General features: G+C 39.7%; 18 protein-coding genes and 1 tRNA gene. 6 read left to right on the top strand and 13 right to left on the bottom strand.

Annotation, left to right across the window (positions count from 1 at the left end):
- Positions 1-37: 37 nt before the first annotated feature.
- Genes DPV85_RS04340 through DPV85_RS04330 form a run of 3 tightly spaced genes read right to left on the bottom strand, consistent with a single transcriptional unit; the run spans position 38 to position 2,505 of the window.
- Positions 38-1,390, bottom strand: a complete 1,353-nt coding sequence (locus tag DPV85_RS04340; protein ID WP_111327190.1) for an anti-phage deoxyguanosine triphosphatase — start codon at positions 1,388-1,390, stop codon at positions 38-40.
- Complete coding sequence (locus DPV85_RS04335; RefSeq protein ID WP_111327189.1) at positions 1,387-2,082, bottom strand: CidB/LrgB family autolysis modulator; 696 nt, start codon at positions 2,080-2,082, stop codon at positions 1,387-1,389. The genes DPV85_RS04340 and DPV85_RS04335 overlap by 4 nt, the downstream gene beginning before the upstream one ends.
- 6 nt (positions 2,083-2,088) lie before the next feature.
- Positions 2,089-2,505, bottom strand: coding sequence for a CidA/LrgA family protein (locus DPV85_RS04330; protein WP_111327188.1), 417 nt, complete (start codon positions 2,503-2,505; stop codon positions 2,089-2,091).
- Positions 2,506-2,616: 111 nt separating this feature from the next.
- On the opposite strand from DPV85_RS04330, the gene DPV85_RS04325 reads away from it, so the two are divergent.
- From DPV85_RS04325 to queF, 5 genes are read left to right on the top strand one after another with little or no spacing between them, the layout of a single operon-like run.
- Entirely contained in the window at positions 2,617-3,132 is a 516-nt protein-coding gene (locus DPV85_RS04325; protein WP_111327187.1) for a thermonuclease family protein, read from the top strand.
- Positions 3,122-4,324, top strand: coding sequence for a cysteine desulfurase (locus tag DPV85_RS04320; RefSeq protein ID WP_111327186.1), 1,203 nt, complete (start codon positions 3,122-3,124; stop codon positions 4,322-4,324). Before DPV85_RS04325 ends, DPV85_RS04320 begins: the two co-directional genes overlap by 11 nt.
- A complete protein-coding gene (locus DPV85_RS04315) occupies positions 4,318-4,692 on the top strand; it encodes a SufE family protein (RefSeq protein WP_111327185.1) in 375 nt (124 codons plus the stop codon). Before DPV85_RS04320 ends, DPV85_RS04315 begins: the two co-directional genes overlap by 7 nt.
- A gap of 2 nt (positions 4,693-4,694) precedes the next feature.
- Positions 4,695-5,480, top strand: a complete 786-nt coding sequence (locus tag DPV85_RS04310; protein ID WP_111327184.1) for a Zn-ribbon-containing protein — start codon at positions 4,695-4,697, stop codon at positions 5,478-5,480.
- A gap of 24 nt (positions 5,481-5,504) precedes the next feature.
- Positions 5,505-6,344, top strand: coding sequence for an NADPH-dependent 7-cyano-7-deazaguanine reductase QueF (gene queF, locus DPV85_RS04305; protein ID WP_111327183.1), 840 nt, complete (start codon positions 5,505-5,507; stop codon positions 6,342-6,344).
- Positions 6,345-6,387: 43 nt separating this feature from the next.
- On the opposite strand, the gene tyrA is transcribed toward queF, so the two are convergent.
- From tyrA to DPV85_RS04260, 10 genes are all read right to left on the bottom strand, one after another.
- The gene (gene tyrA / locus DPV85_RS04300) at positions 6,388-7,512 is read right to left on the bottom strand and encodes a bifunctional chorismate mutase/prephenate dehydrogenase (protein WP_111327182.1); all 1,125 of its coding nucleotides are present in this window, start codon (positions 7,510-7,512) and stop codon (positions 6,388-6,390) included.
- A gap of 86 nt (positions 7,513-7,598) precedes the next feature.
- Entirely contained in the window at positions 7,599-8,522 is a 924-nt protein-coding gene (gene truB / locus DPV85_RS04295; RefSeq protein ID WP_111327181.1) for a tRNA pseudouridine(55) synthase TruB, read from the bottom strand.
- A complete protein-coding gene (gene rbfA, locus DPV85_RS04290) occupies positions 8,522-8,908 on the bottom strand; it encodes a 30S ribosome-binding factor RbfA (RefSeq protein ID WP_005696020.1) in 387 nt (128 codons plus the stop codon). The genes truB and rbfA overlap by 1 nt, the downstream gene beginning before the upstream one ends.
- Before the next feature lie 49 nt (positions 8,909-8,957).
- Positions 8,958-9,233 carry a hypothetical protein gene (locus tag DPV85_RS04285; protein WP_111327180.1) on the bottom strand — a complete coding sequence of 92 codons (276 nt, stop codon included), beginning with the start codon at positions 9,231-9,233 and terminating at the stop codon, positions 8,958-8,960.
- Between the two features lie 62 nt (positions 9,234-9,295).
- A complete protein-coding gene (gene infB, locus DPV85_RS04280; protein ID WP_111327179.1) occupies positions 9,296-11,809 on the bottom strand; it encodes a translation initiation factor IF-2 in 2,514 nt (837 codons plus the stop codon).
- Positions 11,810-11,820: 11 nt separating this feature from the next.
- Entirely contained in the window at positions 11,821-13,308 is a 1,488-nt protein-coding gene (gene nusA, locus DPV85_RS04275; RefSeq protein ID WP_049368807.1) for a transcription termination factor NusA, read from the bottom strand.
- A gap of 15 nt (positions 13,309-13,323) precedes the next feature.
- Positions 13,324-13,779, bottom strand: a complete 456-nt coding sequence (gene rimP, locus DPV85_RS04270) for a ribosome maturation factor RimP (RefSeq protein ID WP_049364144.1) — start codon at positions 13,777-13,779, stop codon at positions 13,324-13,326.
- A 129-nt stretch (positions 13,780-13,908) separates the two neighbouring features.
- Positions 13,909-13,985, bottom strand: a tRNA-Met gene (locus tag DPV85_RS04265).
- A 113-nt stretch (positions 13,986-14,098) separates the two neighbouring features.
- Positions 14,099-14,227 (bottom strand): hypothetical protein, encoded by a 129-nt coding sequence (locus DPV85_RS10025; protein WP_005696016.1) that lies wholly within the window; start codon positions 14,225-14,227, stop codon positions 14,099-14,101.
- Positions 14,224-14,946 (bottom strand): BUD32 family EKC/KEOPS complex subunit, encoded by a 723-nt coding sequence (locus tag DPV85_RS04260; protein WP_111327178.1) that lies wholly within the window; start codon positions 14,944-14,946, stop codon positions 14,224-14,226. Before DPV85_RS04260 ends, DPV85_RS10025 begins: the two co-directional genes overlap by 4 nt.
- Positions 14,947-15,034: 88 nt before the next feature.
- Between DPV85_RS04260 and DPV85_RS04255 the strand changes: the two genes are divergently transcribed.
- The gene (locus DPV85_RS04255; protein WP_111327177.1) at positions 15,035-15,595 is read left to right on the top strand and encodes a YceB family lipoprotein; all 561 of its coding nucleotides are present in this window, start codon (positions 15,035-15,037) and stop codon (positions 15,593-15,595) included.
- The last annotated feature ends 14 nt before the right edge of the window (positions 15,596-15,609 follow it).

Here is a 15,609-nt window from a genome sequence, read left to right as displayed (position 1 = left end):
CCTATAAATTCAAAATATCAATAAAAATAACCGCATTTTAGAGCTGATAATAAACCTTTAAGGCATAGGCATCTGACATGCCCGCGATATAATCACAAATAATACGTTTTTTGCCCTGCTCCGGTGCATTTCTCCAACGATTAGCCGTATTCGTTGGCAATAAACGTTCTGGGTCAGACTCAAAAATCTGGAACATTTCCGTGAGAATACGTTGGCCTTTATATTCAATACGTTGCGTTTCAACATGGCGAATCACGTACTTCCATACAAATTTTTTGAATACATTTAATGCCGCAATAACATCTTGTGGTAATTCCGCGTTATAACGTAACAAAGGCTCATCAAAATTGCCGGTGACTTTCCAGCGAACATGGGTGATAAAGAAATTCACTAATGCACCAATGGCATTTTTACGCTCAAAATGATGATTGGAGAACAATCGTTGGCTAACTTGCTCTATATTTTTTGCCAACCAATCTGAAGGAATTGTTTTAAGTTCATCCAATGCTTCTTGCCACTGATGTTGATTTACTACACCGGTCACAATCGCATCTTCTAAATCATGTACCCCATACGCAATATCATCCGCCAATTCCATAATGCTACAATCTAATGATTTAAATTGTGTTTTTAAAAACTCAGCAGGATTTGACCGCACTTTTTGAAATGAACCAAACAAAGTGCGGTCATTTTCAGAAAGGTTTTGCAATAGCCAATTAAACATTGTGACGTCATCACGGAATAACCCTTTTCCAGGCTTCCAATCGCTAATTTTGACATAACGCGGATCAGCGTTTTCAGTATGCGTCAACTGGGCATATTTCGGGGAAGATAAGTCTAAAATATTCGGATATTTCACCACACCTAAAATAGCACGACGCGTTAAATTCATCCCTGCTGTTTCAGTATAAGGCTCAAGTTTAGTAATAATACGAAATGTCTGCGCATTGCCTTCAAAGCCGCCATGATTACGCATCATATAATTGAGTGCTACTTCCCCACCATGACCAAACGGTGGGTGACCAATATCATGCGCAAAGCATAAACTTTCAATTAAATCATTAGTTGGTAATAAAGGCTTGAGTTGTTTCTGCAATTCACTTTTTTCAATATGAAGCTGGTCTGAAATAGCAACATAACTTTCCGCAAATTTTAATTGGGAAACCAGGCTGCTACCGATTTGTGCCACTTCTAGAGAATGAGTTAGGCGCGTGCGATAAAAATCATTTTCGCCCACCGCGTGAATCTGTGTTTTGGCTTGTAAACAACGAAAAGCGGCGGAATGTAAAATCCGCCCGCGATCACGACGAAATGGTGGTCGGTGATCTTTTTCTCGAGGCGGATCAGGAAGGAAACGTTCAGTCCAAAAATCAGCTAATTGGGTTCTCATAAAAATAGACGAATAATATGGAATACTAAGGGGGCTAAAATTGAGCTCATAATACCGCAAAGTACCAAAGAAATCGAACTATAACTCCCCGCTTTCGGATCAGCTTCCATACAGCTTACTGTGCCGAGTGCGTGAGAAACTGCACCAACAGATAACCCCACCGCTTCTTGTTGTTTGATACCGAGTTTTTTCAAGATGAGATAACCAAAAACCGAACCTTGTAAACCTGCAACAATCACGCCTACGGCTGTAACGGCTGGAATACCGCCTAAATGAGAAGACACTTCCATCGCAATTGGCGTGGTAATTGATTTTGGCAATACGGTCGCCACCATTTCAGGACTCGCTCCTAAAATAATCGCAAAAATGGCACCGGTAAACATGGAAAACAGAGAAGCCAATGTCACCACAGAAAGAATAATTTTCCATTGTTTCGCAATTTGACGAAGTTGTTCATACAACGGTAACGCCAGCGCAACAATACTCACGCCTAATAAATTATTAATCGGCGCATTACCCGCCATGTAATCATCATAAGGAATATCGCCAACTACTAAAATCAGCACAAGAATTGATACTGTGAGCACGAACGTATTGAAAATCATGGATTTCCAACGTTTACTGATTTGTAATGCGAGCCAAAATCCAAAAATCGTTAAAATGGTATAAAGATAAATTGCATACTGCATAATAAAACCTTAGTCAGCTTGAAGATTGCGTCTTTCTAATACTTTTTTACGCTTATGGGTAAAGGATTGTTTATAAAATAAATAGTTTCCTATAAATGCAATAACTAAAAGTGTCAGAACGGTACTGAGAATATTTGGAATAAGTAAAACTTTCCACTGGGCCACGAGTAAATCATAATATTTGATAATCCCCACGCTCACAGGCACAAAAAGGACCGCCATGTATCGGATCAGTAAGCTCGAACCGAAATAAATCCACTCCAAGTGAATTATATGAGTCGTTAAACCTAAAAAAAGTAATAACAATCCCCAAATGCTGCCTGGGATCCCCACTGGGATATAGTGAGAAATCAAATTGCCGAGTAGTAACATAATGTATAAAATGATGAGCGAACGAGCGAGTTGAACGCCTTTTTGGAGTAACATATTTCCTCTATCAATTTTTTTAATAATAATTAAAATTTATTTTACGCTTTTTTGTTAAAATTACCCATTCATTTTAGCTAAATTTTGCGATGCAGATCAAAGAAATTCCAAATGATTAAAAAATTCTTCTTATTTTTAACCATAATTTTAACCGCACTTTGGACGCAATTTTCAATCTCAGCAGAACGCCAAGTAGAATGCTGGGTAGTAGGCGTAAGTGATGGCGACACCCTGACTTGCCTCTTACCCACTAAAAAACAATTCAAAGTGCGATTACAAGAAATTGATGCTCCAGAAAAAGGCCAACCATTTGGAAAGAAAGCCAAACAATATCTTTCACAGCTTGTTTTCAAACAAAATATGACGTTGTCAGTTTCCGGTTATGATCGCTACCAACGTATTTTGGCAACGGTTTATCTACAAGAACAAAACATCAACTTAGAAATGGTGAAAAACGGCATGGCTTGGGTTTATCCGCAATATGCTAAAAATCCAATCTACTTCCAGGCACAAGATTTTGCCCAACAACAAAAAATCGGCTTATGGCGAGATCCCAACCCTGTTGCCCCTTATGAATGGCGTAAACAGAAAAAAACACTCAAACACGGAGATAACCATGGCTTTTGATTATCAATCATTTAAAAATGAATTCCCTTATTTTACATCGCCAAATGCCGTGGTCTATTTGGATAATGCAGCGACGGCATTAAAACCTCAAGCACTCATTGATGCAACGACTACTTTTTATCAATCGGCAGGTTCTGTGCATCGTAGTCAGTATGAAGCGGCGCAAACAGCACAATATGAAAATGCTCGTCACCTAGTTAAAACCTTAATTAATGCGGAAGATGAAAAAGCGGTAATTTGGACTTCTGGAACAACTCATAGCATTAATTTGGTTGCTAACGGTTTACTCCCCTCATTGCATGCAGATGACGAGATTTTAATTAGCCAAGCGGACCATCATGCTAATTTTGTTACTTGGCACGAAACAGCGAAAAAATGCGGCGCGAAAATTAAAGTGCTGCCCATTTTGGATAATTGGCTAATTGATGAAAATGCCTTAATTAAAGCCTTAAATGAGAAAACCAAATTAGTGGCACTCAATTTTGTTTCCAACGTAACGGGAACGGAACAACATATCCAACATTTAATTCGACTAATCCGCCAACATAGCAATGCGCTCATTTTAGTAGATGCCGCTCAGGCTGTTAGTCATATACAGATTGATTTACAGGCATTAGATGCGGATTTTATTGCCTTTTCTGCACACAAAATCTATGGACCAAACGGCATTGGCGTATTAAGCGGAAAATTAAGCTCGCTTTCCCTATTGCAACCGCTTTTTTACGGTGGAAAAATGATTGAGCGCGTATCCCATGAATGCATTACTTTTGCCGATTTGCCTTATCGATTAGAAGCCGGCACACCAAATATTGCGGGCGTGATTGGCTTTGGTGCGGTGTTAGATTGGCTCAAAAAATGGGATTTTCAAGCAGCCGAGTCGCATGCAGTAGCTCTTGCTGAACAAAGTAAAGTGCGGTTAAAAAACTATCCGAATTGTCGTTTATTCAATTCACCGCAGCCAAGTTCAGTGGTTTGTTTTGTTTTTGATGGGATTGCGGCATCCGATCTTGCTACGCTCCTGAGCGAACAAAAAATTGCGTTGCGTGTTGGTGAACATTGTGCACAACCTTATTTAGCCCGCCTTGGTGAGCGCACTACACTACGACTTTCTTTTGCGCCTTATAACAGCCCACAAGATGTGGACGCTTTTTTTGCGGCACTAGATAAATCCTTAGAGTTATTAACATGCTAGAAAACATTAAACAGGCAAAAAATTGGGAAGAACGTTACCGTTTCATTATTCAAGCTGGTAAACATCTTCCTCAACCTTCTCCAGATGAATTGGCTCAAATGCAATCGATTCAAGGCTGCGAAGCAGGACTTTGGTTTAAGACTATTCAACAAAATGACAGTACGTTTCAATTTCAAGCTTACAGCGAAGCACGCATTATGAATGGTTTGTTATGGTTATTGTTGCAAAATATCAATGGCCAAACCCGCAACCAATTACAACAATTTAATATTCGTCAATTTTTTGATGAGCTCGGTATTGCTTCTCGCTTAAGTGAAACCCGCTTAAACGGTTTAAAACAAATTGAAGAAATCTTGCACAATCTATAATTATGTATCTGATCGAACCCTTTTTTAAATTGACCGCCTTAGAAAACGACATTGGCCAACAAAGCCGTTTGCTCAATGCAGTCATCGACCAATGGCGTTATAACGGACAAATTATCGGCCGTGAAATCCCGCTTTATTTAATGGAAGAAGATGGCAAACAAGGTTTTGCGATGCGCGTTATTTGCCCTGAGCAAGATAGCCTTTTACCCGAAAACAATAATCAATCTGTGAATCAGGCGATGGAAAATGCTGAAAAAAACGGTTTAAATTTTCAAGGTTTTCAAATTATTGCCGATGATTTAAATGCGGACAGCACCGCAGAATGTAGCCGACCAACATGGCAAATGCTCTACACCACACATTTACAATCTTGCTCACCGTTACATAGCGGAGAAGATTTTTCTCCAATTCCGCTCTATAAACAGCTAAAAAATCAACCACACTTAAGCCAAGATTTGATTAAATGGCAGGAAAATTGGCAAGCTTGCGATCAGTTGCAAATGAATGGTTCTGTTTTAGAAAAAGAATCGTTAAACGAAATCGCCGAGGTTAATAGCACGCTCAGCAAACATGGACGCTACCTTGCTGCAGAAATTGAAAAAGAAAGCGGCATACCGACCTATTATTATTTATACCGTGTCGGAGGCCATTCTTTAGAATCTGAACAACAACGCAGTTGCCCGCAATGTGGTGGTAATTGGGCATTAGACGCGCCACTATTTGATGTAATTTACTTTAAATGCGACCAATGTCGATTAGTCTCGAATGTGTCGTGGAATTTTTTATAATGCTTTCGTCATTTAGGAAAACAAATGAACTATCAAGATAAAAGTCTTCAATCTTTAAAACTCGGTCAAGCAACAGAATATGCAGCAAATTATGACCGCACTTTGTTACAACCCGTACCACGCAAACTCAATCGTGATGGCTTAGGTATAACCGAACAACAGCCATTTACCCAAGGGGCGGATATTTGGACAGCCTATGAAATTTCCTGGTTAAATCAAAAAGGTTTGCCGCAAGTCGCCATTGCTGATGTGGAAATTGATTATCGCAGTGAAAATTTAATTGAATCGAAAAGTTTTAAACTCTATTTAAACAGCTTTAACCAAAGTCAATTTGCTGATTTTGCTAGCGTAGAACGCACTATGCGAGAAGATTTAAGTGCTTGTGCCCAAGGCGAGGTCAAAGTACGTTTACATCCATTATCCCACTATCAAGGACAACGTATTGATACGTTAACGGGCGATTGCATTGACGAGCAGGATATCGAAATCCACAGCTACGAATTTGATGCAGACATTTTGCAAAATTGTACGTCCGATAACGTGGTGGAAGAAACCTTAGTAAGCCATTTATTGAAATCTAACTGTCTGATCACCAGTCAGCCGGATTGGGGAACCGTGCAAATTCATTATGTGGGTAAACAAATCGATCGCGAAAAACTTCTCCGCTACATTGTGTCTTTCCGTCAGCATAATGAGTTTCACGAGCAATGTGTCGAGCGTATTTTCTGTGACTTGATGCATTACGCCAAACCAGAAAAACTCACCGTCTATGCGCGTTATACGCGCCGTGGTGGATTGGATATTAATCCATTCCGTTCTAACTTTGAGGAAATTCCGCAAAATTTACGCTTAGCAAGACAATAAATCACAAAACAAAAGTGCGGTGAAAATCAACCGCACTTTTATTTTATACATGTCGTAAATCATGAGCTTGTTGCAATAACTGACGACTTTCCTGCAAGAATTGATCTGAATACTCCCCAAACCATTCTCTCACCTGATGGAAAGCATCAATAAACCCTTGGCGATCGCCTTTTTCAAAAAATTGTAACGCTTCTTCATACGTTTGCTTCAAGCTTTCAATCACGTCTAAATTTTCTGGCTTATCCATAATAATATCGGCATAAAGTGCCGCATCTTGGGCAAATAGACGACCAATCATGGCTAATTCCAAGCGATAAATCGGGGAAGATAGCGCCAATAAATTGCTTAAATTGACAGGTTGTTTGGAAAGATGCAGACCATTCGCAAAAGTAGAAAAGTGACGTAATGCTTGAATGTACGTCATATTATGATCATGCTCAGCTGCATCAATTTGGTAAATTTTTGCACCCCAGATTTGAATTTGCTCTAACAACCATTCATAACGCTCACTAAAGCGCCCATCACAACGCACAACCACTTGTTTTGCCATGCTCGCAATATCGGGACCAAACATTGGATGCAGCCCAACCACTGCCCCTTTATGCACATCTAACATTTTAGCCAAGGGTGCACGTTTCACGGAGGTGAGATCCGCGAGCAGCATATTTTCCGTTAAATAGGGTTTTAAACGTTCTATTGTTTCTAACGTGTGATCAATCGGTACTGAGACAATAACAACATCCGCATTCGTTAAAATGCGTTCTGCCACATCCCAATCATCTCGGTCTAAAATAGAAATAGGATAACCAGAAGCACGCAAATAACGGGCAAATAACTGCCCCATTTTTCCGTAACCACCGACAATAACAATTTTGTTAATGGCTGGATTCAGGGTTTTAAAACCAAATTGATTTTCATTGGAATAAGATTCACGCATGAAACGACGCAGCACATCTTCAATAAGTTGTGGAGAGATTCCTGCTTTAGCCGCTTCTTCTCGGCGAGCTTGTAACATCGCTAATTCACGATCTGGTGCATAAATCGGTAAACCTTTTTCATGCTTTACTTCGCCTACTTGGGTTACCAGTTCGAGGCGTTTAGCAAAAAGTTGAATCAGTTCACGATCGAGTGCATCAATTTCCTGACGTAAATGGTTAAGAGCATCCATAATTCACCTGTAATATCTTATTTACATAGATTGCAATTAAAAGGTTACAGGTGAGATTACTGGAATTAAAAAAGAAAGGCAAATAGTTAGAGAGATTGCGTAATCAAGCGCTGCGGACGAATCACATTGTTATCATCTACAACTGCTACGCCTAAAAAGATATTCTCGTCAGAAAACAACCGCACTTGACCGTGCAATTTGGCTTCATTAGCAAATTTAACTCGTTGTCCAAAGCCGATACCTTTACTTTGCTCGGTATTTAGCTGTAATGCGGGTAATTTACTGACTGCTGTATCTGTCGGTAAAAGATGTCGATCAAGTTGTGCAAGATCACCTTGCTCTGCAAGCGCCTGCAAAGCATCCCATGTCATCATCTTTTCTGTTGGATAATCCGCAACCACAGTTCGACGTAACACTGTCACATGAGCACCACAACCTAACATTTCACCTAAATCATCCACTAACGTACGGATATAGGTTCCTTTCGAACAATGCACTTCTAAGGTTAGAAAAGGTGTTTGATACTCAATAAAGTTTAGCTCAAAAATCGTGATAGGACGTGCTTCACGTTCCACTGTAATGCCTGCGCGAGCATACTCATATAACGGTTTTCCATTGTGCTTTAATGCAGAAAACATGGTTGGCACTTGCAAAATATCACCACGGAATTGTTCAAGTGCGGTCAAAATTTGTGATATTTCCACATTAACAGGACGCTTTTCGACCACTTGTCCTTCAGCATCAGAGGTATCCGTGCGTTCACCTAATTTTGCTGTGACCACATAGCGTTTATCTGCATCTAATAAGAATTGGGAAAACTTTGTGGCTTCACCTAAACAAATAGGCAGCATACCGGTTGCTAATGGATCGAGCGCACCAGTATGCCCAGCTTTATTCGCTTGGAATACGCGTTTAACTTTTTGCATAATGTCATTAGACGACATGCCTTGTGGCTTATCTAATAAAAATACACCATCAATATCACGCCCACGCTTGCGAGGTCTCGACATTAGTCATTTTCCTCAACGTGTTTTTTTTCGTCTTCACGTACTACGTTTGTTACTAAATTAGACATACGCATCCCTTCAACTAAGGATTGATCGTAGAAGAAACGAATTTCTGGCACAATGCGTAAACGCATTGCTTTACCCACTAATGAACGAATATAAGGTGCCGCTTTTTCTAACCCTTTCATGCCTTGTGCAATCGCCACTTCATCATGATCAAACAAAAATGTGACAAACACTTTTGCATAAGCTAAATCGCTTGATACTTCCACATCTGACACGGTTACCATGCCAATACGGGGATCTTTTACTTCCCGTTGCAAAATGATGGCGATTTCTTTTTGTAATTCTTGTGCAACACGATCGCTACGTTTAAATTCTCTTGCCATAATATTTCCCTTACTAAGTAAATATTACCTACATTGATTAGGTTACAAATTATTTCTCTGATTTGGTTTTATTTCGGCGAAGAAAAAAACCTATCCCCACGCCAATGAGTAGTGCGATAACATTCATTATGACATCCATCACTACAACAACTAGACTCCAGTCTGCACCATGTTCTTCATAGGATGACTGGGCATGATAAATGCTTGCAATCCAAAAACAAAGTTTTACAGCGATTGGGATAATTAAAAATTTCCATTTCTTCTGCCCAAACCCATAAGCAACCAAAATAGCATTGATAGCCGCCCAACCAAACATTGATTCCATTTTTAGCTCCAATGACAAAAGCGGTCAAAAATACGTTGAATTTTGACCGCTCTTTTTATCGATTAGATTGAACGTTTAATTTCAACAACTTCAAATACTTCGATTTGGTCGCCGACTTTTACATCATTGTAGTTTTTAACGCCGATACCACATTCCATACCATTACGGACTTCAGCTACGTCATCTTTAAAGCGACGGAGAGATTCCAATTCACCTTCAAAGATTACCACATTATCACGTAATACACGGATTGGATTGTTACGTTTTACTACACCTTCGGTCACCATACAACCTGCGATTGCACCAAATTTCGGATGTTTGAACACATCACGTACTTCAGCCAAGCCGATGATTTCTTGTTTGAATTCAGGTTGTAGCATACCGCTCATTGCAGCTTTCACATCATTTAATAGTTCATAAATGATAGAATAATAACGAAGGTCAATATTTTCTGCTTCGATAATACGGCGAGCAGAAGCGTCCGCACGTACGTTAAAGCCGACCATAATCGCATTAGAAGCCGCAGCTAAGGTTGCATCAGTTTCAGAAATACCACCTACACCAGAACCGACAACTTTCACTTTCACTTCATCAGTAGAAAGATCTTGTAACGATTGAATAATCGCTTCCACAGAACCCTGTACGTCTGCTTTCACGATGATGTTCAGTTCAGCCACATCACCTTCAGTCATATTACTAAACATATTTTCAAGTTTAGCTTTTTGCTGACGAGCAAGTTTCACTTCACGGAACTTACCTTGACGGTGTAATGCTACTTCACGTGCTTTTTTCTCATCACGCACTACGGTTGCTTCATCACCTGCTGCTGGTACGCCAGAAAGACCTAACACCTCAACAGGAATAGATGGACCAGCTTCATCGATTTCTTTACCGTTTTCATCGCGCATTGCACGAACACGGCCATATTCAAAACCACAAAGTACGATATCACCTTTACGTAATGTACCAGATTGAACAAGAATGGTTGCAACTGGACCACGACCTTTATCAAGGTAAGATTCAATCACAACACCGCTTGCCATACCGTCTTTTACAGCCGTTAATTCAAGTACTTCTGATTGAAGTAAGATAGCATCTAATAAATCATCGATACCCATACCTTTCTTCGCAGAAACCGGCACGAATTGTACATCACCACCGAATTTCTCAGAAATCACTTCGTGTTGAAGTAATTCTTGCTCTACGCGATCTGGGTTTGCTTCTGGCTTATCAATTTTGTTCACCGCAACTACTAAAGGCGCACCCGCTGCTTTCGCGTGTTGAATCGCTTCAATGGTTTGAGGCATCACACCATCATCTGCAGCAACGACAAGAACGACGATATCCGTTGCTTTCGCACCACGTGCACGCATTGAGGTAAATGCGGCGTGTCCCGGGGTATCTAAGAAGGTGATCATTTTGCCGTCATCCATTTCTACATGGTACGCACCGATGTGCTGAGTAATACCACCCGCCTCACCTGCTGCGACTTTCGCTTTACGAATGTAGTCAAGTAATGAGGTTTTACCATGGTCAACGTGACCCATAATCGTTACAACCGGTGCACGAGTCACTTTTTCTGCATTAACATCGCGATCGCCTAATACTTCTTCTTCGAGCTCATTTTCATTGCGAAGAATCACTTTGTGACCTAATTCTTCTGCCACTAATTGTGCCGTCTCTTGGTCAAGTACTTGGTTAATGGTTACCATTTCGCCCATTTTCATCATTGCTTTGATGATTTCAGTCGCTTTGGTTGCCATTTTATTTGCTAATTCTGCAACAGTAATGGTTTCGCCAATAACAACATCTTGTTTTACAACTTGAACAGGTTTTGTGAAGGCTTGTTGTAATGCGGCACCTTTTTTACCATTTTTACCTTTACCGAATTTACCGTCTTTTTGATTTTTACGATTCGATTCGCGCTCATTTTTATTGCCGCTCTTCACGTCATCACGTTCTTTTTTCGCTTTAGCGACTTTATTTTTGCCACGACCACGATTTTCGTTACGACGTTCTTCTTCGTCTTCTGCTTCTAAAGCATAACGAGAGCTTAAATTATAATCCGTGTAATCTTCTGATGAACTATCATTACTTGAAGAGTCAGACTCAGCATAACGTTTAGCTTCTTCAGCTGCTTTACGCGCTTGCTCTTCTGCTTTTTGGCGAGCAAGTTCTTCCGCTTTACGACGAAGTTCTGCTTCTTCTGCTTTACGTTTTTCTTTTTCAGGATCAACAGATTTAGGTTTATTTTCAACCGCACTTGGTGCTGGTTTCGCAACTTTTTCTGCTTCAGCCTTAGCTTTTTCGGCTTTCGCTTTTTCAGCAGCTAAACGTGCTTTTTCTTCTGCTGCTTTCTTTTCAGCTGCTTCAGCTTCTTGCTGGGCTTTTAATTTTGCTGCTTCTTCCGCTTTTTTAGCAGCATCTGTTGGTACAGTACGTTTTTTACGTACTTCAACTTGTACCGCTTTTGCTTTACCGCCAGCAGTAGCACTGCTTACAGTTGTTTTTGTTCTGCGTTGAATACTTAGTTTTTTCGGAGCATTTGCATCCGCATTTTTTACATCTTCAGTCATTATTAAACTCCTTACTCTTCGCTAAACCAGCAAATATTACGAGCAGCCATAATGAAATCAGCGGCTTGCTCTGCGGTTAATTCTTCGATATCAGCTAAATCATCTACACCTTGCTCCGCAAGTTCTTCAAGTGTAGTAATTTGTTTTTCAGCTAATTTAAAGGCAATGTGACGATTCATGCCTTCAAGATTTAATAAGCGATCTTCGATATTCGCTTTTTTCAAGGCTTCTTCTTCTGCCGCAGCGGCTGCAGTAATCGCATCTTTTGCACGGCCTTGTAACTCTTCGATAAGATCTTCATCTTCTAAACCATCAATTGCAGTCAGTTCACTCACAGGAACATAAGCCACTTCTTCTAATGAAGTAAAACCTTCATCCACTAAGATTTGAGCAAACTCTTCATCAAGACCTAATTTATCCATAAATAAATTCAATACCTTAATATCTTCCGCTTGATGTTTTTCATTTAATTGTTCAGTGGTCATTACGTTTAATGTCCAACCGGTTAATTGTGTCGCTAAACGTACATTTTGACCGTTACGACCAATTGCTTGTGCTAGGTTATCAGCATTAACTGCGATATCCATTGAGTGGTTATCTTCATCCACAATGATTGATGTCACATCAGCTGGCGCCATCGCATTGATTACATACTGTGCTGGATTATCATCCCAAAGTACGATATCCACACGTTCCCCACCTAATTCATTGGTAATCGCTTGAACGCGTGCACCACGCATACCCACACATGCACCAACTGGGTCAATACGTTTATCGTTAGATTTCACCGCAATTTTCGCGCGAGAACCAGGATCACGAGCTGCACCACGGATTTCAAGCATTTCTTCGCCGATTTCTGGTACTTCAATACGGAATAACTCGATTAACATTTCAGGTTTTGCACGAGTCACAAATAATTGTGCGGTTTTGCTTTCTGGATTCACTTTATAAAGCACACCACGTACACGATCGCCTGGACGGAAATTTTCACGTGGAAGCATATCTTCACGCATAATCACGGCTTCAGCTTTATTTCCTAAATCTAAAATAATGCTTTCACGATTTACTTTTTTCACTGTACCAGTAACAATCTTACCTTCTTCAGAACGGAATTGCTCAACCACTTTTGCACGCTCTGCTTCACGGATTTTAGTGCTGATTACTTGGCGAGCGGTTTGCATTGCAATGCGGTCAAATGCGATAGACTCAATTTGGTCTTCAACATAATCACCAAGTTGAATATTAGGATCTTCAAATTGTGCCGCTTCTAATGTCATTTCTTTTGTTGGCACTTTAACTTCATCCACAACCAACCAGCGACGGAATGTATCAAACTCCCCTGTTTTGGTGTTGATAGACACACGAATATCGGTTTCATAGTCATATTTTTTCTTCGTTGAAAGCGCAATTGCACTCTCTAACGCTTCAAAAATCTTTTCACGTGGTAATAACTTCTCGTTAGATACTGCTTCAGCAGCTAACAAAATCTCTTTACTCATTTTCCTTTTTCTCCTTTAAAATTTTGCGATTACATTGGCTTTTTGAATGTTGCCAAAAATAAGAACTTGTTCCTGACCATCAACAATAAGTGTCAACATGTCATTTTCAATTTTTTCCAATTTACCTTGCCATTTACGACGATCTAAAACGGGAATACGTAAATGTACGGCGATATCCTCGCCTACATAACGTTGGAATTGTTCAAGCGTAAATAATGGACGATCGAGACCTGGTGATGATACTTCTAGGTTATATTTATCCGCAATTGGATCTTCCACATCTAAAATCGCGCTCACTTGACGACTTACATCAGCACAATCATCAACGCCTACGCCACCGTCTTTATCAATGAATAAACGCACGGTCATAAAACGACCTGCACGTTGGCATTCAATCCCCCAAAGTTCGCAGCCTAAGTCTTCTACTGCACCTTGAAGCATCTCTTGCAATTTTTGTTCTAATGTTGCCAATTTTTGCTCCTAATCTTAAAATTCAGACATAAAAAAAGGGTTAGGTTCGTCAATGAACCTAAGCCCAGTTTCTAAATTTCTCGTACAAAAAAACCCCAAATTTGGGGTTCTTTTTACTGAACTTGTTATTGGTTGCGGGGGCCGGATTTGAACCGACGGCCTTCGGGTTATGAGCCCGACGAGCTACCAAGCTGCTCCACCCCGCGTCCGAAATATGGGGTGTATTATAGTGATCTAAATCAAAAGATCAAGCGATTTCTACTAATTTTCTTGAAAACCTAAGATTTTTGACCGCACTTTGCTTTATCTAAAGTGATAGTTAGAATCCAAAGCCAGTACCAAGGCCTACACCAACGCCTACACCATTACTGCCGCCACCGGCGCCAACACCAACAGAACAAGCGCTTACCAAAGCACTTAATACAGCCACTAAAAATAATTTTTTCATAGATTTTCCTTTGTTAAATGTTCAAATAACCGATAAACGGCCAATAAGTCCGTTCGTGCAATCGGTTTGAACGGAAGTAAAAGATAATAAAGCCAACGAAATCTTCTCACATATGACAACATATCAACCCAATAAGTTGTCGGACAGTGAGATTTATAATAATCAAATAATTCATTAAGCTTTTCATCATCTAAGCCTTTCACACGACATAAACTGTCTAAAAATGCTAGCATATCACGTGTAATCAACCAATGTTCATTATGGCTTTTTGAATGAGATTCAAAGTCCATAAAACTAATTTTACCATCTTTCCATGCGATATCTCGTATAGCTGGACGACCGTGAATAATGCCTTGTTGATGAAGATTAATCAATATTTCTATCGCTGAATGCAAAATATGTGATTTTTCTGCCCAAGACAATGTTTCATCATTCAGCCAGATGTTTAATGTTGGCCCTGCATCTTCCAATACTAAATAATCATCACCGAAACCGCATAATTTAGGTACTGGTGCACCAATATTATTTAAATGCTGTAGTATTTCACACTCTTCTTTAAAATGTTGTTTTGGATGTGGTTTTAATAATAACCATATCCCTTTTAATTGCTCAGGCTGTTTTAACCAATAATATTTTCCTAAATATTCAAAGCGGAAAACGCGTTCTCCACGATGTTCTTCAAGAAGCTTTTGCACATGGTCTTTAAGTGACAAAGTCATAATCTCTACTTAAATTTTTATTGTGTATTGAAAAGATAAGCGATACATTCTACAAAATTTTTATTCTTTTTCAATCAAGGAGAAAAATATGCATTTTTTGAAAAAAGTGCTTACCATACTGACCTTAGGTTTCTGTACGCTATCTGTACAAGCCTCTCCCTTCAGTATCAGCGAGCAACAAATTAACCAATATTTAAGTGAAAAAGGCACGATTAATGACAAACTCGGTATTCCAGGATTATTTTCTGTGGATTACGCACTGAAAGATTTAGTAACTCAAATCGGGCAAACTGAAAGTAATCGTGTTGAAATGAGTGGTTTGGCTGATACGCTTATTCGTTTATCCGGTAAAACCTATCCGGCTAAATTGCATTTAACCTTTGATGCCGTTCCAGAATATAACGCACAGGAAGGTGCACTCTATTTAAAAAATCTGCGAATTTTACGCTGGTCTGGCGAACCTAATAGTGTGATGGATCAACTCCAAGATGTTATGCCGCTATTAAGCGATGGTGTAGCAGCCTTATTAAGTCGTATGCCAGTTTACACCTTGGATGAAAGTGACATGAAACAAATGCTGATTAAGAAATTTGCCAAAGAAATTAAAGTTGAGAAAGGTCGATTAGAACTAATTGGTGGAGTGTTTTAAAAATAAGGGCGTAT

The organism is Haemophilus parainfluenzae (assembly GCF_003252725.1).
Taxonomy (GTDB): Bacteria; Pseudomonadota; Gammaproteobacteria; order Enterobacterales; family Pasteurellaceae; genus Haemophilus_D; species Haemophilus_D parainfluenzae_L.
This window is presented reverse-complemented; position numbering and strand designations above follow the sequence as displayed.

What these genes read in the sequence shown, in the direction of transcription:
- DPV85_RS04340 (WP_111327190.1), bottom strand. Translation starts at nt 1,390, where the DNA reads ATGAGAACCCAATTAGCTGATTTTTGGACTGAACGTTTCCTTCCTGAT.
- DPV85_RS04330 (WP_111327188.1), bottom strand. Translation starts at nt 2,505, where the DNA reads ATGTTACTCCAAAAAGGCGTTCAACTCGCTCGTTCGCTCATCATTTTA.
- DPV85_RS04325 (WP_111327187.1), top strand. Translation starts at nt 2,617, where the DNA reads ATGATTAAAAAATTCTTCTTATTTTTAACCATAATTTTAACCGCACTT.
- DPV85_RS04320 (WP_111327186.1), top strand. Translation starts at nt 3,122, where the DNA reads ATGGCTTTTGATTATCAATCATTTAAAAATGAATTCCCTTATTTTACA.
- DPV85_RS04315 (WP_111327185.1), top strand. Translation starts at nt 4,318, where the DNA reads ATGCTAGAAAACATTAAACAGGCAAAAAATTGGGAAGAACGTTACCGT.
- DPV85_RS04310 (WP_111327184.1), top strand. Translation starts at nt 4,695, where the DNA reads ATGTATCTGATCGAACCCTTTTTTAAATTGACCGCCTTAGAAAACGAC.
- queF (WP_111327183.1), top strand. Translation starts at nt 5,505, where the DNA reads ATGAACTATCAAGATAAAAGTCTTCAATCTTTAAAACTCGGTCAAGCA.
- tyrA (WP_111327182.1), bottom strand. Translation starts at nt 7,512, where the DNA reads ATGGATGCTCTTAACCATTTACGTCAGGAAATTGATGCACTCGATCGT.
- truB (WP_111327181.1), bottom strand. Translation starts at nt 8,522, where the DNA reads ATGTCGAGACCTCGCAAGCGTGGGCGTGATATTGATGGTGTATTTTTA.
- rbfA (WP_005696020.1), bottom strand. Translation starts at nt 8,908, where the DNA reads ATGGCAAGAGAATTTAAACGTAGCGATCGTGTTGCACAAGAATTACAA.
- DPV85_RS04285 (WP_111327180.1), bottom strand. Translation starts at nt 9,233, where the DNA reads ATGGAATCAATGTTTGGTTGGGCGGCTATCAATGCTATTTTGGTTGCT.
- infB (WP_111327179.1), bottom strand. Translation starts at nt 11,809, where the DNA reads ATGACTGAAGATGTAAAAAATGCGGATGCAAATGCTCCGAAAAAACTA.
- nusA (WP_049368807.1), bottom strand. Translation starts at nt 13,308, where the DNA reads ATGAGTAAAGAGATTTTGTTAGCTGCTGAAGCAGTATCTAACGAGAAG.
- DPV85_RS10025 (WP_005696016.1), bottom strand. Translation starts at nt 14,227, where the DNA reads ATGAAAAAATTATTTTTAGTGGCTGTATTAAGTGCTTTGGTAAGCGCT.
- DPV85_RS04260 (WP_111327178.1), bottom strand. Translation starts at nt 14,946, where the DNA reads ATGACTTTGTCACTTAAAGACCATGTGCAAAAGCTTCTTGAAGAACAT.
- DPV85_RS04255 (WP_111327177.1), top strand. Translation starts at nt 15,035, where the DNA reads ATGCATTTTTTGAAAAAAGTGCTTACCATACTGACCTTAGGTTTCTGT.